This is a genomic window from Kyrpidia tusciae DSM 2912 (assembly GCF_000092905.1).
GTDB classification, from domain to species: domain Bacteria; phylum Bacillota; class Bacilli; order Kyrpidiales; family Kyrpidiaceae; genus Kyrpidia; species Kyrpidia tusciae.
This window is the reverse complement of sequence record NC_014098.1, coordinates 1,333,558-1,353,468: the sequence shown is the minus strand read 5'-3', so window position 1 is coordinate 1,353,468 and position 19,911 is coordinate 1,333,558. Positions and strand designations below refer to the sequence as shown.

Below are 19,911 nucleotides of genomic sequence, written 5' to 3'. Positions count from 1 at the left end.
CCCGCAGCTCCGAAAGGTCCACTTTGTGGTATGATGTCTGGCGTAAGGAGGCGATTCGGTTGTCCTTCACCCTGCGCGAAGCACTTCATTGCGAAGGCCTTCGACTGTGCCGGGTGGTGGCAGGTGCCCGGGGATTGGACCGGCCCCTTCGCCACGTCACCGTCATGGAAGTCCCTGATATCACCGAGTGGCTCAAGGGGGACGATCTGCTTTTGACCAGTCTGTATGCACTGCGAAACGATCCAGCTGCCCGACGTCGGCTGATCCGGGATTTAGCGGACCGGGGTGCCTGCGCCTTGGCGGTCAAAACCCGGCGCTATGTGGACTCGGTCCCGCCGGAGATGGTGGAAGAAGCGGACCAAGCCGGATTCCCCCTGTTGGAGATCCCCCGAGACATCACGTATCTCGACATCATGAACCCGTTAATGCGCGAACTGCTCAGGGATAATTCAACGTCTTTCGTCGACTTGGAACGAGATATGCGTTGGCTAACCGAGATCGCGTTTAGTGGAGCAGGACTGGATTTTCTCTTGAGGTCCTTGGCCTCGGTGCTTCGTCAACCCCTCACCTTTGAAAATGACGCCATCCGTTGGTACGGTCGCCTGGAAAGCCGGAAGATTTCGCCGTTATCGGCGGAGGATAAACGCACACTCCGGGAGATTGCACGGCTCACCCCCATCCAACGCGCTTTGGACCAAGAAACAATGGAGTGCATTGCCGCCCCCTTGGTTTTGCACGGAATCCTAGAGGGTTGCCTCACCCTGTGGCCGCAAGAAGGACATATAGAAGAACGGGATTACATGTTGCTGGAGCGGGCATCAGCCCTAGTGGCTCTAGAACTCATGAAACAAAAAACCGCCATGGAAGTCGAGCAACGCTACAAGAGTGAATTTTTGGGAGATGTCCTCGCCGGTCGCGGTGGCCCCGATGAATTAATCTCCAGGGGGCGAGTGTTTGGATGGAACCTGGATCAAGACTTTTGTGTAGCCGTGATCAGCTTGCTCCCTCGGGAGTCCGAGACGTCCGCGAAAGGCATGCGAGATCCGTCAAGCGAGGGGGATATTCAGGGACGTCTCTTGTCGGAGTTGGCGCGACAGATTGAGGATGCCGTTCAGCAACGGGTATCTGGGGCGGCGGTAGGGGTTCGAGGCAATAGGGTCATTCTTCTATTACCCGTGACAAATGTCCCACAACAGCATTCCCACGAAGAGAAAAAAGTCGACTCATCCAACGAATCATTCCTGTCCAATTTGCTTCAGGATATCCAAAAACACTGGACGGAGTTTGATCTTGTTGCGGGACTCGGCCGAATTTACCCCGGTGTGCAAGGAATCCCTGTGGCGTACCGGGAGGCCTGCCAGGCCTCCTCTTTCGGCGCCGATGGCCGAGCCCGGCGCCGTATCACCACATTCTGGGATCTGGGTATCTACCGCCTCCTGACCGGTTTTAATCCAGAAGAGATGTCGGGATTTTACCGGGATACCGTCGGTCGCCTGGAGGTTTACGATCAAAAAAACAATACGAACCTGATTGAGACGTTGGAAGCGTATTTCGCCCACAACGGGAGCCTCACGTCCACCTCCCAGGCTTTGTTTATTCACGTCAATACCCTAAAGTATCGCCTTGGGCGCGTAGAGGCCTTGACCGGTCTCAACCCTTACGGCTCGGAAGATCGACTACAACTGCAACTGGCGCTGAAAATCCGTCCCTTATTGGCCTGACCGACAATTTCGGTGATCGATTTGAGCCCTTCCCGTTCGACGTACTCTTCGAGGTCACGGATGATTTCTGTCATGCCGCGTGGGTTGACAAAATTATATGTCCCCACCTGAACGGCCCGGGCGCCTGCAAGCAGATACTCCAGGACATCGTCCACCCTAGAGATGCCCCCACACCCGATGATGGGAATGCTCACATGCGGATAAATTTGATACACCATGCGAAGAATGATCGGCTTCACCGCCGGGCCGGACAACCCTCCGGTGACATTGCCGAGCTTCGGTCTCTTGGTGTGTGGGTCGATCGCCATACCAATCAGCGTGTTTGCCACCACTAACGCGTCCGCCCCGGCCTCCTGGGCCGCCCGGGCCACCGACACCATATCCCCGGTATTTGGCGTTAATTTGGCCCATATTGAAAGATCGGTGGCCTCCCGCACCGCCCGTATGGTCCGATACGTCCCGTCGGCTTCCATGGCCGGAGACCAGCCTCCCACTTCCAGGTTGGGACATGAAATATTCACCTCGATGGCCTGAACGCCAGGAACGGTGAGACGGTGGGCCAAACGGGCATACCCTTCCGGACTTTCCCCCGAAATGCTCACCACCAAGGGAGTTTTCCATCGGCGATAAACGGGAAGCTGATCGATTACAAAATTTTCTACTCCTTTGTTTTGGATGCCCACCGCATTCAACATGCCAGCCGGCGTCTCGATACAGCGGGGGCCGGGGTTGCCCGCCCTGGGATGCCAAGTCACACTCTTGGTGACCAGCGCCCCCAATTGATCAAAATCGATCCATTCGGCCAAATCCGGAGAAAAGGTACCGGATGCCGGCATGACCGGATTCTTGAGACGAAGGGGACCAACCTGCACACTCAAACGATCAGAGCTCATCCACGATCACCTCGGCAAGGGAAAACACCGGGCCTTCCCGGCACACGCGAAGGGGATACACCCGTCCTTCTCTGAAAAAAGGTTTGACACAGCAGTAACACATGCCCAGGCCGCATCCCATGTTTTCCTCGAGGGCAACTTGCCCGGGTATCCCATGCGTGTCGGCAAGGCGTTGCATCAGCTTGGTCAATCGCCGGGATCCACAAGTGAAGACCGCGTCCACCGACTCCCGATGTAGGATCTCGCGGACCATGCCTTCCACCACGTGTACCTCACTGGTGCCCTCGACATCCGTCACCGTGGCCACCCGGGCCCCGAGCTCGTGCAGCCGATCGACGGAAACGAGTCGATCAGGAGTTCTCGCACTCAAAATGGCGAAAACGTCCATCCCGGATTGAACAGCTTGCTCCGCCAGGGGAGCAAGGGTCGCCAATCCCGCGCCCCGCCCCACGAGCAAAATGCCCCTCCACGCCGAGTCCAGCGAGAATCCTCTCCCTAAAGGGCCAAGTAAGTCAAGGGTATCTCCCGGGACCAACCCGGCCAACAGAGCGGTCCCCCGCCCCCGCACATGATATAAGAACTCTACCCATCCGCGGTCCTCGTCGATTCCATAGATGCTCATCGGTCGGCGCAAGAGGGGATCCCACTGGGATGATAGTCGAAGGTGAAAGAATTGTCCCGGTACAGCCACCACCGCATCCGGAGCCTCCACCACCATGTGTTTGTATCGACGCCCCACCCATTCATTCAGGACAATCCGGCCCTGGTGCAGGTCCGCGCTCATGTCAATCCCCCATCCGAATGGATGGCGTGTCCATCCGTTCGCCCGCCGACGGTGACATCGCCAAGATCGGTGATCCCGGGCCGCTTCGCCACGGCCGCCCCGGTCAAGCGGGTCAAAAACCGATCGAGCACAGCCAAGCCTGGGGCGAGATCTTTTTGGTCGGTCCATTCGTCCGGGTGATGACTGACTCCACCCCGGGAGGGCACGAAGATCATCGCTGCCGGACAGATTTTCCCCATGTTCATGGCATCGTGGCCGGCCCCGCTTGGCATGCGGTGGTACGGGACTTCGAGTTCGCGACATGTGCGCTCTAGCTCTTCAATCAATCCTTCGTGCATCACCGTCGGGTCATCTCGCTGCACAATTGAGACCTCCACAGTGACACCCCGGGTCTGCCGGACTTCCTCACAATACGTGAGGAAACGATCCATGGCCCGGTCTTTGACCTCCCTCGAAGTACTTCGGAACTCGCCCCGCATTTCCACCCGGCCCGGGATGGTATTGGTGCTCCCGGGAAACACGTCCACAGACGCTACCGTTCCCACCAGCCAGTGGTCTCGTTCGGAAAGAGCAATCGCCTCCACCGCCTCCACCAATTGCGCGGCGGCCACCAAGGCATCCCGGCGCCGGCCCATGGGCACCGTTCCCGAATGAAGGGCCGTGCCTTCTATCGTCACCCGAAACCGCGTGGGAGCAGCAATCCCCGTGACCAATCCCACCGGGACGCCAAGCCGCTCCAACTCCGGCCCTTGTTCAATATGAAGCTCTACAAAACAAGCGTACTTTCCCGGGGGAAGCACGCAACTCGCAACGCTCCGAGGATCAAACCCCGCCTGTTCCAAGGCTCGACTGAGCGGGACTCCGTTCCGGTCTCTGATTGTATCCAAATCGCCCCCGTTCAGTTGTCCGGTCACGGCGCGACTGCCAAGGGTCGAGACGCCGAACCGGGCGGACTCCTCCGCTGCAAACACCACAATCTCCAAAGGCAATTCAGTTTCCAGCCCGGACTCGTTCCACGATCGGGCAACCTCCAGCGCCGCCAGAACTCCCAAGGCTCCATCGAATTTTCCGCCGGCCACCACCGTATCCAAGTGGGATCCCACCGCAACGGCGGGCCCCACCACTCGCCCGGGGCGCCGGGCAAATACATTCCCGAAAGAATCCTGATGAACCTGAAGCCCGGCCTGTTTAAACCGCTTGATCACCCACATCTTCGCCCGAAGATCATCTTGGGAAAAAGCCAATCGGGTGATGCCCCGACCGGCCCCGGCCCCGATGGTGGCCAGTTCCATCAAATCTCGCCATAGCCGCTCTACAGACGCCACTGGACCTCCCTCTCTTTCCCTTTCATCATAAATCTGGAGGAAAGAGTCCGTCTTTTGGTCGGAAAGACGAAAAAACCCCTTGCCATTTCGTCAGTCCGGACAAGAGGTCTTTTCCTAAAGCAGGGTTATCCCTCGGCATGACCGGGACCTTTTGCCGCGGGTCAGTGGCGTCCACCGCCTTTCCTCGGCAACCCTGGCGGGGCGCTGGCGCTACAATTTTCCGGACACCACCCGCACATGCCTCCGATCCATCTTCACAATCTGCTCCCTTCAGCGCACTCCGCCAGCACCGCCTCCGCCGCCTCCCTCCAGTCCGGGCTGCGCAAGATGGGCCGCCCGATCACCAGACAGCCCGCACCGCGCTCCAGGGCCTGCCTGGGGGTGGCCACCCGGCGCTGGTCGTCCCCATCGGCCCGGTAAAAAGCCGGACGGATACCCGGGACCACCGTAAGAAAATCCGGCCCGCACACCTCCCGGACCAGCGGCACTTCCTCCGCCGACGCCACCACCCCGTCCAGTCCGGACTGTTGGGCCAGCCGGGCGTACTGCTGAACCACTTCGGTCATTGACCCCGGGATCCCGAGCTCTTCATTCAACATTTTTTGGTCGGTGCTCGTCAACTGGGTCACCGCCACCACCCGTGGTCGGGGGATCCCCTCCGCCGCCGCCTGGTCAGCCACCGCCCGGAGCACCGTTTCCATCATCCTGCTCCCTCCCGAGGCGTGGACGGTCATCATGTCCACCCCGGACTTGGTGAGCACCGCCGCGGCCCGGGCGACGGTATTGGGAATATCGTGCAATTTGAGATCGAGAAAAATCCGCTGCGCCCCCGCCGCCCGAAGTTCCTGGAGAATGCCCGGCCCAAAAAAATAAAACAACTCCATCCCCACTTTGAAACTCGGGAGGACCGGCGACACCGCCCGGACCACTTCCAGCGCCCGCTCCCGGGTATTGACATCGAGCGCCACATAGATTCGTTCTTTTAGAGATGCGGGATTCACTGATTCCACCCCTTTTGCGCCGCTCCGATCAGCTCTCGCACCGCCCGGACTCCGTGGTTCCGACACCACGCGGCCAACTCGTCGAGAATATCCACGCACGCCGTGGGTTTGATAAAATTGGCCGTGCCCACCGCCACGGCGCTCGCCCCGGCCATGAAAAATTCCACCGCGTCTTCTCCGCTGGTGATGCCCCCCATGCCGATGATGGGAATCCGGACGACCCGGCTCACTTCGTAGATCATTCGTAAAGCCACGGGTTTAATGGCCGGCCCCGACAACCCCCCGAAAAAATTCGCCAGGATTGGCCGGCGCCGTTCGATATCGATGCGCATCCCCACCAAAGTGTTGATCATCGACAACCCGTCTGCCCCGGCCCGCTCCACCGCCTGGGCCAGCGCAACGATGTCCGTGACGTTGGGGGAAAGTTTCACAAACACCGGAACCCGGCTCACAGCCTTGACCGCAGCCGTCACTTCCGCCGCCATGTCCGGGTCGGTGCCAAAGTGCATTCCCCCGCACCGGACATTGGGGCAGGAAATGTTGAGTTCCAGCGCCGCCACGTCCCGGGATCCGGACAGCCGCCGGGCGGTCTCGACGTACTCCTCCACCACCGATCCGGCGACATTGACGATGACCGGCACTCCGTACTGCCGCAGGGCGGGCAACTCCTCGGCGATCACCCGATCCACCCCGGGATTTTGCAACCCAATGGCGTTCAGCATCCCCGACGGGGTCTCCGCCACCCGGGGGGTGGGATTTCCCGGCCTCAGCTCCAAGGTCGTCCCCTTGACCACGATGGCCCCGAGGCGCGACAGATCGTACCACCGGGACATTTCCCGGCCATAAGAAAAACACCCCGAGGCGGGCATCACCGGATTGTGAAGTCGGATTCCCGCCAATTCCACCGAAAGATCGACATCCATCACGAAAATGCCACCTCCTCGGCGGGAAAGACCGGCCCGTCGGCACACACCCGGCGGTACACCGGGGACCCGTCCCCGCCGCGAATCGGGTGGACGCAGCCCATGCAGACCCCGATTCCGCAGCCCATCCGTTCCTCGAGAGACAAATAGCCGGGGAGATGACCCGACAGCTTCCCTTGCACCGCCTGAAGCATGGGACTCGGGCCACAGGCGTAAAATCGATCGGCTCCCCGAAGAAAATCCTCACCGAGGGCATCGGTGACCCTGCCGGGCATCCCGGCGCTTCCGTCCTCGGTGAGGAGATGCACCGGCCCCAGGGTGGCCAGCTCATCCACCAGCATCACATCCCGGGCTTCCCGAAAGCCGATCACCGCCGCCACCTCGACTCCCCGGCGGCGGACTTCCCGGGCCAGTTGGATCAGAGGAGGGACCCCAACCCCGCCGCCGATCACCAGCACCCTTTCGTCCCCGGGGTGAAGGGGAAAGCCCCGCCCCAGCGGCCCCAGGACGTCCAGGGCGGATCCGGGCCGCCGCCCGGCGAGCCACCGGGTTCCCGCCCCCATCACCCGGTACACCAGGGCGAATCGCCGATCAGACACCGCTTCGCTCAGGCTGATCGGTCGCCGAAGGACGTGATCGAGCCCCTCCCCCACCCGGACGTGAAAAAACTGCCCCGGAGACCAGGGAGCATCGTGCTCCATTTCGATCCACAGGCGAAACACATCCCGGGTCAGGCGCTCCTGTTCCACCACCTGGGCCATCACTCGGCCCTCACCCCCTGTCTCTGAACGTCCCGGTCACGTCGGCCGCCTCCGGCGCCCCGCCGGTCACCGGCACCTGGCCGGCCTCTGCCTCGGCTTCATCTCCGGCTCCCGCCGTCCCAGCTCTGGGACCGGGCCCAACCATGCCTTCACCGGACCCCGACGGGAGGGGCTCCACCGCCACCCGCAAGGACTCCAGCACCTCCACCAATGCCCGGGCCGTGTCGAGAGACGTTAAACAGGGAATCCCCCGCTCCACCGCTTCCCGGCGGATCCGGAATCCGTCCCGGCGCGGCTCCCGTCCCCGGGTCATGGTGTTGATCACCAGATCCGCCCCGTCCCGCACCACGTCGAGGATACTGGGAGACCCCTCCTCCACTTTGCGCACCCGGGTCACCGCCACCCCCCGGCGCTCCAGGAAGTCCGCAGTGCCCTTGGTCGCAATCAACGTGAACCCGAGCTCCGACAGCCGGCGCAGAATCGGCCACGCCTCTTCCTTGTCCTTGTCTGCGACGGTGGCCACGACCCTGCCGCCCATGGGCACGCGAATCCCGGCACCGGCCAACCCTTTGTACAGCGCCCGGGCAAAGGAGACATCCCGGCCCATCACTTCGCCGGTGGATTTCATCTCCGGCCCCAGGGTCACGTCCACCCGGCGGAGCTTGGCAAAGGAGAAGACCGGCACTTTCACCGCCGTCTCCTGGCGCTCGGGCACGAGTCCCGGGCGATGGCCCTGGGCGCGGAGAGACTCGCCCAGGATGGATCGCACCGCCGCCTCCACCATGGGGACGCCGGTCACCTTGCTCAAAAAGGGCACCGTCCGGGAAGAGCGGGGGTTGACCTCCAGCACGTACAATTCGTCATTTCGGATGACGAACTGGATGTTGATCAGCCCTTTGACCTCCAGGGCCCGGGCGATGCGCTCGGTGGCGTCCACAATCCGCGCCTTCATCACCGGAGAGAGGGATTTGGCCGGATAGACGGCGATGGAGTCCCCGGAGTGAACCCCGGCCCGTTCGATATGTTCCATAATGCCGGGGATCAGGACATCCTCCCCGTCGCAGACGGCGTCCACCTCCACCTCGGTGCCCTGGATGTAGCGGTCGATCCACACCGGGCGGTCCGGACCCGCCTCAAAGGCCTCCCGGAGATACCCCTCCAGCTCCTCGGGCTGGTCCACGATCTGCATCGCCCGCCCGCCCAGCACGTAGGAGGGGCGAACCAACAGCGGATAACCGAGATCCTGCGCCGCCCGGCGGGCCTCCTCCAGGCTCCAGGCGGTGCGGCCCCGGGGTCGGGACAGCCCGAGGTCGGCCAACAGCTCGTCGAATTTTTCCCGATCCTCGGCCCGGTCGATCTGCTCGAGATCCGTCCCGAGAATCCGAACCCCCCGCTCGGCCAGGGCGGCCGCCAGGTTGATCGCCGTCTGGCCCCCGAACTGCACCAGCACCCCCACCGGATTTTCCCGGCGGATCACGTGCATCACGTCTTCCACGTGCAGCGGCTCAAAATACAGCCGGTCTGCGGTGTTAAAATCTGTCGATACCGTTTCGGGGTTGTTGTTGACGATCACCGCCTCATACCCCGCTTTTTGCAGCGCCCACACCGCGTGGACCGAGCAGTAATCGAATTCGATCCCCTGCCCGATGCGGATCGGGCCCGACCCCAAAACCACCACCGCCCGGCCCGTGGCCCCCGGAGCTTCATCCTCCCTTTCCCAGGAAGAGTAATAATAGGGCGTCTCCGCCTCAAACTCCGCCGCGCAGGTATCGACGATTTTGTAAGATGGATAGAGATGGAGATCCCGCCGCCACCCCTCCACGTTCGAAAGGGGGACCCCCGCCAAACGGGCGATGGCGGTGTCCGGCAGACCGAGCACCTTGGCCTGCCGCAGCCGATCTTCCGTCAACCGCTCGGCGAGTTCCGCCTCCATGGCGACGATGTTGCGGATTTTATCGAGGAAGAACAGGTCAATCCCCGTGAGCCGGTGGATCTCATCGTCCTCCCACCCCCGGCGCATGGACTCCGCCACCAGGAAAATTCGCTCATCATCCGCTTCGGCCAGGCGCCTCCGCAGGTCTTCGTCCCCCAGTTCCCCGCTCCCGGGCAGATCCAGAGCGTCCACGCCGATCTCCAGGGAACGGATGGCTTTGAGAAGCGAGGCCTCAAAGGTGCGCCCGATGGCCATCACCTCACCGGTGGATTTCATCTGAGTGCCCAACCGCCGGTTGGCCGTGCTGAATTTGTCAAATGGCCAGCGGGGGATTTTCGTGACCACATAATCCAGGGCCGGCTCAAAGGAGGCGTAGGTGCGGCCGGTGACCGGATTGACGATTTCGTCGAGAAAATACCCCACCGCGATGCGGGCGGCCACCCGGGCGATGGGGTAGCCGGTGGCTTTCGAGGCCAGGGCGCTGGACCGGCTGACCCTGGGGTTGACCTCGATGACATAGTACCGGTCGCTCGCCGGATCCAAGGCGAATTGCACGTTGCAGCCGCCCTCGATCCCCAAGGCCCGGATAATCCGCAACGAGGCGCTGCGCAGCAGTTGATAGTCCTGGTCGGAGAGCGTCTGGCTCGGGGCGACGACGATGCTGTCCCCGGTGTGGATCCCCACCGGATCCACGTTCTCCATATTGCACACCACGATGCACGTATCCCGGCCGTCCCGCATCACTTCGTATTCGATCTCCTTGAACCCGGCCACGCTCCGTTCGACCAGAATCTGCCGGATCGGGCTCGCCTCCAGCCCCAGGGCGGCCACCTCGGCCAGCTCCTCCGGGCCGGCCGCCAGGCCACCCCCGGTCCCCCCCAGGGTGTAGGCCGGGCGCACGATCACCGGATAACCGATCCGGTCTGCAAACTGAAGCGCTTCTTCCACCTCGGTGACAATGGCGCTCTCGGGCACGGGTTCGCCGATCTCTGCCATCAGCTTTCGGAATTGCTCCCGGTCCTCCGCCCGCTCGATGGCGTGCAGGGGCGTCCCCAAAAGCTCGATGCAAAGCTCCTCCAGCACCCCTCTCCGGGCCAACTCCACGGCCAAATTCAGCCCGGTCTGCCCCCCCAAGGTGGCGAGAAGTCCATCAGGCCTCTCCCGCCGGGCCACCGCCTCCACCGTTTCCGGAGTGAGGGGCTCGATGTAAACCCGATCCGCCATATGGGGATCGGTCATGATGGTGGCGGGATTGCTGTTGACCAACACCACTTCGTAGCCTTCTTCTTTAAGCGCCCGGCAGGCCTGGGTGCCGGCATAGTCGAACTCCGCCGCCTGCCCAATCACGATCGGGCCCGAGCCGATGACGAGGATTTTGTGAATATCATTTCGTTTAGGCATAAACTCGCCCCTCCTCCACCCCGGCCTCCGCGTTGTCGATCTCTTCCAGAAACCGGTCGAACAGCTCCGCCGCATCGTCGGGCCCCGGACGGGCCTCGGGATGAAATTGAACGGAAAAGGCCGGGAGGTGCCGGTGGCGCAACCCTTCCACCGTTCCGTCATTTTGGTTCAGATGGGTAACCTCCAAATCCTCTGGAAGTCCCTCCCGGGAGACGACGTAACCGTGATTCTGGGAGGTGATCATCACTCGCCCTGTGGTCAGATCTTTCACCGGATGATTGCAGCCCCGGTGGCCGAAGGACATTTTCTCAGTCCTCCCGCCGCAGGCCAGGGCAAAAACTTGATGGCCGAGACAAATCCCAAAGAGCGGCACCCGCCCGAGAAGTTCCCGTACCGTTTCCGCCGCCTCGGGAATATCCTGGGGATCTCCCGGACCGTTGGAGAGGACCACCCCTTGGGGCCGGAGGGCGAGGATCTCCGAAGCGGGTGTCCAGGCCGGAACGACATAAATGTCGCAGTTCCGGTGCCGGAGGGATTCCAACATGCCGTGTTTCAGCCCATAGTCCACCAAGACCACCCTCTTGCCCTGTCCGGGCATCCGATACGGGGCCCGGGCGGTCACCTGGGCCACGTGATCCCGGGGGATCGGCTGCTCCAGGTGCGCCCAGAGCGCCGCTTTATCCGGCAACCCCTCCCCGGGCCCCGTGGACACGAGTGCTCCTTTCATTGTCCCTTCGCGCCGGATGTGCCGGACGAGGCTCCGGGTGTCGATTCCCTCAATCCCTGGGACCCCGTGCCGCCGCAGGTATTCGTCCAACGTCTCCACCGATCGCCGGTGGCTCGGAGTGGGCGCCGCCTCCCGGACCACCACCCCGAAAGCCCGGACTTGCCAGGACTGATCGACCCCCGGCGCCAGGCCATAGTTCCCGACCAGGGGGTAGGTAAAGGTCACAATCTGTCTGTAATAAGAAGGATCTGTCAACGTCTCCTGATAGCCCGTCATGCCCGTGGTGAACACCACCTCGCCCACCGAGACGGCCGCAGCTCCAAAGCCTTTCCCTTCAAAGGCCGTCCCATCTTCGAGCAGTAGATACGCCCTTCGCTCTCCGTGCTTCACGCCGGCGTTCCCCCCTTGACCTGTGCCTTTGCCGTCCCTTCTCCTTCGGCGATGCTGATGGTCCCCATGGCTGGGACCGACAGCGCCTCCGACCCCTCCGGGTACGCTTGCCCCGCGTCTTCGAGACACTGGCACAACAGGGCCATGCGCACGTACAGCCCCCCTGCGGCCTGGCGAAAATACGCCGCCCGGGGATCCGCATCCACGGCCGGATCAATCTCCCCCGCCCGGGGCAAGGGATGCAGGATCACCGCATCCGCCCTCATCCGACCGAGCAGCGACGGATCCAACACATACCGGCCATAGGCCCGTTCATACATTTCCATAGAAGGAAACCGCTCCTTCTGAATCCGGGTCTGGTACAGGACGTCCGCTTGGGCCGCCACCCGGGCCAGATCCGTCTCCCTGGACCAGGAGATGCCCCGCTCAGCGAGATACGCCAGCACGCGATCCGGCACCGGCGTCTCCGGCGGTGAGACAAAATCGATATGAATGTCCCGGAAGAGGGACAACAGGTAGGCCAGGGAATGCACCGTCCGGCCATAGGCCAAATCCCCCACCATCGCCACCCGCAGCCCGTCCACCCGGCCCTTTTCCCGGTAAATCGCGTACAGATCCAAGAGCGCCTGGGTGGGGTGCTCCCCCGGCCCGTCCCCGGCATTAATCACCGGAACCGAGGAGACGGCCGCCGCCCGGGCCGCCGCCCCCTCCTCGTGGTGGCGCAGCACGATCACATCGGCGTAGGCGCCGATCACGCGAATGGAGTCTTCCAGGGTTTCCCCCTTGATGGCCGAGGAGAACTGCGCGGCGTTCTCGGTGCTGATCACCTGACCGCCCAACCGCAGCATCGCCGCTTCAAAAGACAATCGAGTCCGGGTGCTCGGCTCAAAAAACACCGTCGCCATGATTCGCCCCCGAAGGCGGTCCAACACCTGCCCGCCCTTCACCTTCTCTTCGAAGGTCCGGGAGGTTTCAAACAACGCCTCGACTTCAGGCCGGGTAAATTGTTTGGCTCCCAACACGTGCCTCATCAGCCCAGCGCCCCCTCTTCGCCTTTTACCTTGCCCCGATTTTCCCGGGACGCCCCCAGATCCGCCCCGGTCTCTTCACTTCCCGGGCGATCACCTGGCCCGGTCAGAAAAGGCACCATCACCGTGGAGCCAAACATGGCGAACATATGCTGGGCGCTCAGGGGGAGCGCCCGGCCTAAGGGAAGCCGGTCCTGAACGTCGACGATCCGTCCCATGGTCATTCCTCCTCGATGGCCATAAAAAACCTCTGCGCCGGCGCAGAGGTTCTCGGCTCCCCGGGGAATCCTCCCCCACAGGTGCCGCATCCCTCCCTTTCCGGCCTCGCGGGACCGCTTTTAAAGGGAGTGTTCATCACTGTGATTGAGAACATGAATGTCCACTACGAGCCGGGCGGCCGGCTCGATCCGCCCCCCGCCCCCTCGATGACCACGCGGTCGACTCCGTCCACCTCCTGAAGCCTCACCGCCACGGTCTCCTCCCGGGACGTGGGGACGTTCTTGCCAACATAATCCGGCCGAATCGGCAACTCCCGGTGGCCGCGGTCGATGAGCACCGCCAGCTGAATTGATCGCGGGCGACCCACATCGATCAGGGCATCCATGGCGGCCCGGACGGTGCGGCCGGTGTACAACACATCATCCACCAGCACCACCCGGCGGCCCGTCACCGAGACGGGAATGTCGGCGCTTTGGATCCGGGGTTCCCGGCGAGCCTCCCCCGAGCGTGCCCGATCATCCCGATAGTGGGTCACATCCAGAGAGCCCACCGGCACCGTCCCTTCTTCAAACGAAGCGATCATGGCGCTCAGCCGCTGGGCGAGGTGAACCCCCCGGGTCCGGATCCCCACCAAGACCACATCCTCGGTGCCTTTATTTCGTTCCACAATTTCGTGGGCGATCCGCACCAGCGCCCGGCGCACCGCCTGGGCATCGAGAATAACCGCCTTCTCCGCCACCGCCACCACTCCCCGGGTACAAAAAAACCTTTGCCCGCCGGCAAAGGTGAATAATCCGCCTCACCCCTCCTTACCGGCCTCGCGGGACCTGTTTCAAGGAAGGCCTATCCTTGTTCTCGCCCATCATACCGCGCGCTTCCCCCGTCGTCAACCCCTGAGTTCAGCGATGAGATCCCGCATATCTTCGGGCAACGGCGACTCGAAGCGCACCCGCTCCCCGGTGCGGGGGTGATCAAAGCCGAGCACAGCGGCGTGAAGCGCCTGCCCCTTCATCCCCAGGGAACGCCGGGGACCGTATTTCGGATCTCCGATCACCGGAAAGCCGATGAACTCCATGTGCACCCGGATTTGATGCGTCCGTCCGGTCTCCAGGCGCAGCCGCAGCAGCGTCGCCCGGGCAAAGCGCTCGATCACGATAAAATGGGTCACCGCCGGCCGGCCGCCCCTCACCACCGCCATCTGCTGCCGAAGATGAGGATGGCGCCCCACCGGGGCGTCCACCGTTCCGTGATCGTGGGGAACCACCCCGTGGACCAAGGCGAGATACTCCCGATCCACAGTGTGGTCGTGAAACTGCTTGGCCAAGCCCATATAGGCGAGGTCCGTTTTCGCCGCCACCAAAAGGCCCGACGTGTCCCGGTCGATTCGGTGCACGATCCCCGGCCGCAAAGACCCGCCCAAACGCGACAGTCGCCCACAGTGGGCGAGAAGCCCGTGAACCAGCGTGCCCCGGGAGTGGCCCGGAGCCGGGTGAACCACCAACCCCCGGGGTTTGTCCACCACCACCACATCTTCGTCCTCGAATACGATCTTCAAAGGTATGGGCTCGGGCACAAGCTCCAAGGGTTCGGGCTCCGGCGGCTCTACCAGCACGTCTTCCCCCGGGCGCACCCGGTGGCTGGCCTTCACCGGCCGCTCCCCGACCCGCACCCGCCCCTCGTCAATCCATCCCTGAATCTGCGACCGGGACGTATCCGCCAACCGCTCAGCCAGGAACCGATCCAATCGTTCCCCGGCCTCCTCCGGGTCCACCACAAACCAGAGGGTATCTCGGTCCTGAGCCTCTTCCTTCACGATTCCTTCTCCTTGTGCACAGTGCGACCGGCCAAAAGGGCATCCACCACCATCCACGCTACGGCGATGGTGATACAGCTGTCCGCCACATTAAAGATGGGAAAATGAATGATCCGCACATCGAGAAAATCGATAACCCGCCCGATGACCAGCCGGTCCCAGAGATTCCCCACCGCGCCCCCGAGCAACAACGCCAAAGCAATCCGGGTGGAACGGCGCCGGGTCCGCCGTTTGGCCGACAGAATCCCGGCGATGACCACCAGAGTAACCGCCACGAACAACCAGCGCTGATTCTGTAGCATGCTGAAAGCCGCCCCGGCATTTTCATGATAAGTAATATGAAACACGCCGGGCCACACCGGGATTGTCTGTCCCAGCTCCATACTGTGACTCACCCAGTACTTCGTCAACCAGTCCACCAGCCAGACCAGAAGAGCCCCGACATAAAACATGGCTTCACCCCGTCCAATACTTAAGCGCCCCCAGTGTATCACAGGCCGGAGATCAGCCGCAACGCCGCTTTCGGGCAGGCAGTCACCCACCCTCACCCCTCGTCGTCATCATCGTCCGACCGGGGGCTAAAGGTTCTCACCACATCGCTGGACGTGCCATAAACGGCCACGTCCTGCCAAGCATCCTGCCCATCGTACCCCGTCTGGTCCATGAACGTCCGCCCAAACCCCGGAGAGAGAAAGGCCTCTTCCACCGGCCGGTTGTCATCCCCTTCCCGGTCGTCCTCACGTTGCTGGCAACCCATGCACAAACCCGCCGCCGGATCGGCCTCCAACCGGGCTTCCCCGATGGGGCGGCCGCACCGCTCGCACACCCCGTAAGTCCCCCGGTTGATCCTCGCCAGCGCCTCTTGAACCTGATCGAGCCTGCGGAATCCCGCTTCCCGAAGCGCCATGTCTTTGCCCCGTTCGAACATGTCGGTGCCCAGATCGGCCGGATGATTGTCGTAGCCCGAGAGCTCCCCCACCGAATCGTTCATCGGCCGGTCGAGGCCGAACCCGCCATTTCGTCCCAGCCTCTCGGATAACTCCGCCGCCTCTTGCACCAGCCGCCGGCGCAGCGCCTCCGTTTCCACGTGTTTCCCCCTTTCTCCCGCGTCCCCCGCGGGGCTTGCCTCTTGGGCTAGTGTTTCTGCCCGGGATCGGAACCATGCAGAAGGGGGGGCCTCTTGGAGGGGCCCTTTTTCATCTTGACAAGGATTTTATAATAAGATTAACGTAAGTGAATGTTTCGTAGAACGAAAGGGATAAAGCCATGATATTGTGGAAACGAAATCTTCTCATCGCATGGATCGGGTCCTTCGCCACCACTGCCGGGATGAGTTTGGTGATCCCGTTTCTTCCGCTGTACATTCAACAACTGGGCGTCCAAAGCACGGCGGAAGTGGAACAGTGGGCGGGCATCGCCTTCGGCTCGACCTTCCTCACATCAGCCATCGTCTCGCCAATCTGGGGACGCCTCGCCGACCGCCGAGGGAGGAAACTGATGCTTCTGCGGGCGAGCTTGGGGATGGCCATCGTGATGACGGCGATGGGATTCGTGACCAGTGTCTACCAACTGGTGGGCCTGCGGCTGCTGATGGGGGCGGTGTCGGGGTACATCGCCGCGGCCATCACCTTGATCGCCACCCAGACGCCGAAGGAACACTCCGGATGGGCCCTGGGAACCCTGTCCACGGGCACCGTGGGCGGCAACCTCATGGGGCCGCTCATCGGGGGGTATCTCGCCGAAGCGATCGGGCTTCGGCACGTCTTTTTTGTGACCGGCGGCTTCATGATGCTCGCCTTTCTCATCACCCTCATCTTTGCCAAAGAACACTTTGCGCCGCCGAAACCGGCACCGCGGGCCAAAGGAGGATTCTGGGCCCAGATCCCCAATCGGCGGACCCTGTGGGCTCTGTTTCTGACGACCTTCATGTTGCAGTTGGCCAACATGTCCATCGAGCCCATCGTCACCGTCTACGTGACGCAACTGGCGGGGAACACCGAACACATCGCCCTCATCTCCGGCGCCGTGGTCGCGGCGGCCGGGTTCGCCAACGCCATGACCGCCTCGTGGCTCGGCAAAATCTCCGACCGGTTGGGCCCGCACCGAATTCTGTTCGCGGCTCTTCTGGTCGGTGCCCTGGTGTTTATTCCCCAGGCCTACGTCCGCACGCCCTGGGAGCTCCTCGGTTTACGGTTGCTCCTCGGGGTGTGTATGGCGGGAATGTTACCCTCGATCAACTCCCTGATCAAACGCAACGTCCCCGAGGCCATGGCCGGGCGAGTTTTCGGATACAACCAATCCGCCCAATATCTGGGGAACATCGGGGGGCCACTGCTCGGCAGCCAGACCGCCGCCCATTTCGGGTTCCACTATGTGTTCTTTTCCACCAGCTTTTTGCTCCTCGTCAACGCCCTGTGGCTTCGATACACGGAAAAACACGCGGGGTTGGTGCCCGGTTCTCGTCACCGGCACCGCCTTAACACCGGCTGACCTTCCGGCGGCGTTACGAGAGCCAAAAGAGGCCCTGCGAGTCGTGTTCCAGGGAGAGAAAATCCCGGCCCGGAACACCTTCCTCCCGGCGGGCCGGGGCCGCACCGAAGTCCCCACATGTGTCCGGGCGGGATCGTGTGACCCGGGGGGACCGCCCTCCCCTGCCCCGGACGGGGTCTGTGCTCAGGGCACCCGGGGCGTGTGCAACTGAGCCTGGACGATTTTGACGAGTTCCGCGATAAACCCCCCGATCACCGGGAGGTTGTACACCGCCAGGGCCTGCAGGAGATAGACAAGGAGCGCGGCAATCAGGGTAAACCCCACCCCGATGCCCACGCCCCGGGACAGGCCGCTGATCAGATTGATCCAGATCAGGCGGGAGGGCCTGGTCACCATATACACATATTCGGCAAAATTCCCTCTCTCCAGATAGGCCGCCAATGTCCGAAGAGGTTCCTCAATCCTGGCGGCGGTTTCGGCCACCCTTCGGGTCGCTTCCGCTTCCCGCTCAGGCCCCCCGGATCCGCCCCGGCCTTCGTTCCCATCGCCATCCCCGCGGCTGCCCGTAGCGTCCGCACCGAGGGGGCGACGGGAAATCGGATCAGGAGACCCGGTGCCGACACCTTTCCCAGACTGCGGAACTTTCGGCCCGCCCCCGGGAGGGGAGCCGACGGCGCCACTCCGCTCCCCGCGACCCTCCGGCGGGATTTCTCCCCGATGGCCCATGCCGAACCGGTGATCCCCCTCCCGCCCCCGTCCAGTTCCGGCGACACCCACTCGAATGCGCATAACTTCCCCTCCCCATCCACATCTACGCGGGCCGAGCCGGGGTTATGAGTCGCCTTGTCCCCCTCGCTCTGCTATGATAAAAGTTAGACGGACAGGAGGGACGACGGCCGTGATGCGCAAACTATCCATCGCCTTGATTTGGATCGGCGGAATCGCCACCGGCGCGGGGTTCGTGGCCCGGGTGGGCTTTGCCTTGGACCCCAGTCCAGTATCTATTTTTTTATCGATCGCTTTTGCGATTTTCCTCATCGGAATGATCTTGTTCATTCTAAGCAATATTTTCCTGCCTAAACCTTAGACGGGAAGTGGCGTGAGCATGGCCAACCCCGGCCCGCGATGGGGCCGCCCCGCCCAGGCCGCCCAGGGTGCACGCCCACCTCATCGGTCACTCGCCCCCAGCCAATGTCGGCAGGTGCGCCCGAACATCGCCCACCACCCCGCGCGACGGACATCTTTGGCCAGATACAGGGGCGCTTCGCTCACGGGCCGATCGTCCCGATAAACCACCACCTTGCCCACCAAAGCCCCTTTTTTCTTCGGCGCCGTCCCGGGGGAAACCTCGGCCCGGGCCCGAATCCCTTCTTTCGATTCGCCTCGGCGAAGCAAAACCCCCACACTTTGCCGCACCGTGACCGGGGCTTTTTCCGGGTCTCCTTTGTCCAACCGAACCTGCCCCACCGGATCCCCCGGGCCGTAGAGCTTTACGAATTGGTACTGCCCGAAGGCCCAGTCCAGCATTTGCGTCACTTCGGCGTTCCGCTGTTTCGAGGTCGGCTCTCCCATCACCACGGCGATTACCCGAAAATCGCCTTTTTTCGCCGTGGCGCTCAGACAGTACCGGGCCGACTCGGTGAACCCGGTCTTGAGCCCGTCTACACCGGGGTAAAAGCGGACCAGCTTATTCGTGTTCACGAGCCAGAAAGGACGATCGGTATTCTTTCGCAGATAATCCTCGTATAAAGAAGTCCACCTGAGGACCTGGGGGTGTTTCAACAACTCCCTGGACATGATCGCAATATCATAAGCGGACGTGTAGTGGCCTTCCGCAGGTAAACCGTTACAATTGACAAAATGGGTGTCCCGCATGCCGAGCTCTTCCGCCCGGCGGTTCATCAGGCTCACGAACTCCGCTTCGGAACCCGCCAAGTATTCGGCCACCGCCACCGAGGCGTCGTTCGCCGAGGCCACGGCAATGCCTTTCATCATATCGTCCAAGGTCATTTCTTCGCCCGGTTCCAGAAAAATTTGCGACCCGCCCATGCTGGCCGCCCGTTCGCTGGTGCGAACCCGATCGCTCAATTGCACCTGTCCCCGTTCCAGCGCCTCGACGGTCAGCAGCATTGTCATGATCTTGGTGATACTGGCAGGCGGCAGTTTTTCGTGGCTATTTTTCTCCATCAAGACCGTCCCGGTGGCGGCGTCCATGAGCACAGCAGAAACCGCGTGTTCCGCCAGCTTGGGGCTTGTCTCCGCCCGCGGCCGTTTGGCCGCCGCGGGGCTCCCGGCGTCCACCCCCGCCGTCCGCTCCAGGGCCGGGACCGACCGAGCCTCTAACGCCACCTCCGCCCCTTTGACTCCGACTTCGGCCGAGGCCACCGTAAGCGATGCAAAAAGCGCGGCGGCGCACAGACCGATCATTCCCGCGCGAAGGTTCATCCCTTCCTCCCTCCTTCACTGCCCATGCGCATCTAGTGTGCGTCAGGAGGGGAAGGG

19 protein-coding genes are annotated in these 19,911 nt (G+C 62.6%); 3 read left to right on the top strand and 16 right to left on the bottom strand.

Annotated elements, in window-relative coordinates; all coding sequences use genetic code 11:
• The first annotated feature begins 59 nt into the window (after nucleotides 1–59).
• On the top strand, nucleotides 60–1,721 hold the full coding sequence (locus tag BTUS_RS06695; RefSeq protein WP_013075357.1) for a PucR family transcriptional regulator: 1,662 nt from the start codon (nucleotides 60–62) through the stop codon (nucleotides 1,719–1,721).
• On the opposite strand, the gene BTUS_RS06690 is transcribed toward BTUS_RS06695, so the two are convergent.
• The 14 genes from BTUS_RS06690 to BTUS_RS06625 all read right to left on the bottom strand — a co-directional run bounded on the left by BTUS_RS06690 (nucleotide 1,658) and on the right by BTUS_RS06625 (nucleotide 16,006).
• Complete coding sequence (locus BTUS_RS06690) at nucleotides 1,658–2,614, bottom strand: dihydroorotate dehydrogenase (protein WP_013075356.1); 957 nt, start codon at nucleotides 2,612–2,614, stop codon at nucleotides 1,658–1,660. The two genes, BTUS_RS06695 and BTUS_RS06690, sit on opposite strands and share 64 nt — an antisense overlap.
• Nucleotides 2,604–3,398: a dihydroorotate dehydrogenase electron transfer subunit gene (locus tag BTUS_RS06685; RefSeq protein WP_013075355.1), complete on the bottom strand. Its 795-nt coding sequence runs from the start codon at nucleotides 3,396–3,398 to the stop codon at nucleotides 2,604–2,606. Before BTUS_RS06685 ends, BTUS_RS06690 begins: the two co-directional genes overlap by 11 nt.
• Entirely contained in the window at nucleotides 3,395–4,723 is a 1,329-nt protein-coding gene (locus tag BTUS_RS06680; protein WP_013075354.1) for a Zn-dependent hydrolase, read from the bottom strand. Before BTUS_RS06680 ends, BTUS_RS06685 begins: the two co-directional genes overlap by 4 nt.
• Before the next feature lie 254 nt (nucleotides 4,724–4,977).
• A complete protein-coding gene (gene pyrF / locus BTUS_RS06675; protein ID WP_013075353.1) occupies nucleotides 4,978–5,724 on the bottom strand; it encodes an orotidine-5'-phosphate decarboxylase in 747 nt (248 codons plus the stop codon).
• Nucleotides 5,721–6,647: a dihydroorotate dehydrogenase gene (locus BTUS_RS06670; protein ID WP_041305203.1), complete on the bottom strand. Its 927-nt coding sequence runs from the start codon at nucleotides 6,645–6,647 to the stop codon at nucleotides 5,721–5,723. The genes pyrF and BTUS_RS06670 overlap by 4 nt, the downstream gene beginning before the upstream one ends.
• Entirely contained in the window at nucleotides 6,647–7,408 is a 762-nt protein-coding gene (locus tag BTUS_RS06665) for a dihydroorotate dehydrogenase electron transfer subunit (protein ID WP_041303860.1), read from the bottom strand. Before BTUS_RS06665 ends, BTUS_RS06670 begins: the two co-directional genes overlap by 1 nt.
• Before the next feature lie 10 nt (nucleotides 7,409–7,418).
• A complete protein-coding gene (gene carB, locus BTUS_RS06660) occupies nucleotides 7,419–10,742 on the bottom strand; it encodes a carbamoyl-phosphate synthase large subunit (protein ID WP_013075350.1) in 3,324 nt (1,107 codons plus the stop codon).
• Nucleotides 10,735–11,859, bottom strand: a complete 1,125-nt coding sequence (gene carA / locus BTUS_RS06655; protein WP_013075349.1) for a glutamine-hydrolyzing carbamoyl-phosphate synthase small subunit — start codon at nucleotides 11,857–11,859, stop codon at nucleotides 10,735–10,737. Before carA ends, carB begins: the two co-directional genes overlap by 8 nt.
• Nucleotides 11,856–12,890, bottom strand: coding sequence for an aspartate carbamoyltransferase (gene pyrB / locus BTUS_RS06650; RefSeq protein WP_013075348.1), 1,035 nt, complete (start codon nucleotides 12,888–12,890; stop codon nucleotides 11,856–11,858). The genes carA and pyrB overlap by 4 nt, the downstream gene beginning before the upstream one ends.
• On the bottom strand, nucleotides 12,890–13,105 hold the full coding sequence (locus tag BTUS_RS06645) for a hypothetical protein (RefSeq protein ID WP_123809249.1): 216 nt from the start codon (nucleotides 13,103–13,105) through the stop codon (nucleotides 12,890–12,892). The genes pyrB and BTUS_RS06645 overlap by 1 nt, the downstream gene beginning before the upstream one ends.
• A gap of 164 nt (nucleotides 13,106–13,269) precedes the next feature.
• Complete coding sequence (pyrR, locus tag BTUS_RS06640; protein ID WP_041305195.1) at nucleotides 13,270–13,851, bottom strand: bifunctional pyr operon transcriptional regulator/uracil phosphoribosyltransferase PyrR; 582 nt, start codon at nucleotides 13,849–13,851, stop codon at nucleotides 13,270–13,272.
• Nucleotides 13,852–13,992: 141 nt separating this feature from the next.
• Complete coding sequence (locus BTUS_RS06635) at nucleotides 13,993–14,919, bottom strand: RluA family pseudouridine synthase (protein WP_013075346.1); 927 nt, start codon at nucleotides 14,917–14,919, stop codon at nucleotides 13,993–13,995.
• Nucleotides 14,916–15,371 (bottom strand): signal peptidase II, encoded by a 456-nt coding sequence (gene lspA, locus BTUS_RS06630; RefSeq protein WP_083780071.1) that lies wholly within the window; start codon nucleotides 15,369–15,371, stop codon nucleotides 14,916–14,918. The genes BTUS_RS06635 and lspA overlap by 4 nt, the downstream gene beginning before the upstream one ends.
• A 92-nt stretch (nucleotides 15,372–15,463) precedes the next feature.
• Complete coding sequence (locus BTUS_RS06625) at nucleotides 15,464–16,006, bottom strand: TraR/DksA C4-type zinc finger protein (RefSeq protein WP_013075344.1); 543 nt, start codon at nucleotides 16,004–16,006, stop codon at nucleotides 15,464–15,466.
• 179 nt (nucleotides 16,007–16,185) lie between these two features.
• Between BTUS_RS06625 and BTUS_RS06620 the strand changes: the two genes are divergently transcribed.
• A complete protein-coding gene (locus BTUS_RS06620) occupies nucleotides 16,186–17,409 on the top strand; it encodes a multidrug efflux MFS transporter (protein ID WP_013075343.1) in 1,224 nt (407 codons plus the stop codon).
• A 183-nt stretch (nucleotides 17,410–17,592) separates the two neighbouring features.
• Here the strand turns inward: BTUS_RS06620 and BTUS_RS18825 are convergent, their stop codons facing one another.
• Nucleotides 17,593–18,198, bottom strand: a complete 606-nt coding sequence (locus BTUS_RS18825) for a DUF5665 domain-containing protein (protein WP_013075342.1) — start codon at nucleotides 18,196–18,198, stop codon at nucleotides 17,593–17,595.
• Between the two features lie 109 nt (nucleotides 18,199–18,307).
• On the opposite strand from BTUS_RS18825, the gene BTUS_RS06610 reads away from it, so the two are divergent.
• Nucleotides 18,308–18,496: a hypothetical protein gene (locus tag BTUS_RS06610; protein WP_013075341.1), complete on the top strand. Its 189-nt coding sequence runs from the start codon at nucleotides 18,308–18,310 to the stop codon at nucleotides 18,494–18,496.
• A gap of 80 nt (nucleotides 18,497–18,576) precedes the next feature.
• Here BTUS_RS06610 and BTUS_RS06605 read toward each other — a convergent pair whose 3' ends face one another.
• Nucleotides 18,577–19,854: a D-alanyl-D-alanine carboxypeptidase family protein gene (locus BTUS_RS06605; protein WP_013075340.1), complete on the bottom strand. Its 1,278-nt coding sequence runs from the start codon at nucleotides 19,852–19,854 to the stop codon at nucleotides 18,577–18,579.
• Nucleotides 19,855–19,911: the final 57 nt, after the last annotated feature.

Coding starts and splice junctions, on each gene's coding strand:
- BTUS_RS06685 (WP_013075355.1), bottom strand. CDS start 3,398: ATGAGCGCGGACCTGCACCAGGGCCGGATTGTCCTGAATGAATGGGTG.
- BTUS_RS06665 (WP_041303860.1), bottom strand. CDS start 7,408: ATGGCCCAGGTGGTGGAACAGGAGCGCCTGACCCGGGATGTGTTTCGC.
- carB (WP_013075350.1), bottom strand. CDS start 10,742: ATGCCTAAACGAAATGATATTCACAAAATCCTCGTCATCGGCTCGGGC.
- BTUS_RS06645 (WP_123809249.1), bottom strand. CDS start 13,105: ATGGGACGGATCGTCGACGTTCAGGACCGGCTTCCCTTAGGCCGGGCG.
- lspA (WP_083780071.1), bottom strand. CDS start 15,371: ATGTTTTATGTCGGGGCTCTTCTGGTCTGGCTGGTGGACTGGTTGACG.
- pyrB (WP_013075348.1), bottom strand. CDS start 12,890: ATGAGGCACGTGTTGGGAGCCAAACAATTTACCCGGCCTGAAGTCGAG.
- BTUS_RS06670 (WP_041305203.1), bottom strand. CDS start 6,647: ATGGATGTCGATCTTTCGGTGGAATTGGCGGGAATCCGACTTCACAAT.
- BTUS_RS06620 (WP_013075343.1), top strand. CDS start 16,186: ATGATATTGTGGAAACGAAATCTTCTCATCGCATGGATCGGGTCCTTC.
- BTUS_RS18825 (WP_013075342.1), bottom strand. CDS start 18,198: ATGCGCATTCGAGTGGGTGTCGCCGGAACTGGACGGGGGCGGGAGGGG.
- BTUS_RS06690 (WP_013075356.1), bottom strand. CDS start 2,614: ATGAGCTCTGATCGTTTGAGTGTGCAGGTTGGTCCCCTTCGTCTCAAG.
- BTUS_RS06605 (WP_013075340.1), bottom strand. CDS start 19,854: ATGAACCTTCGCGCGGGAATGATCGGTCTGTGCGCCGCCGCGCTTTTT.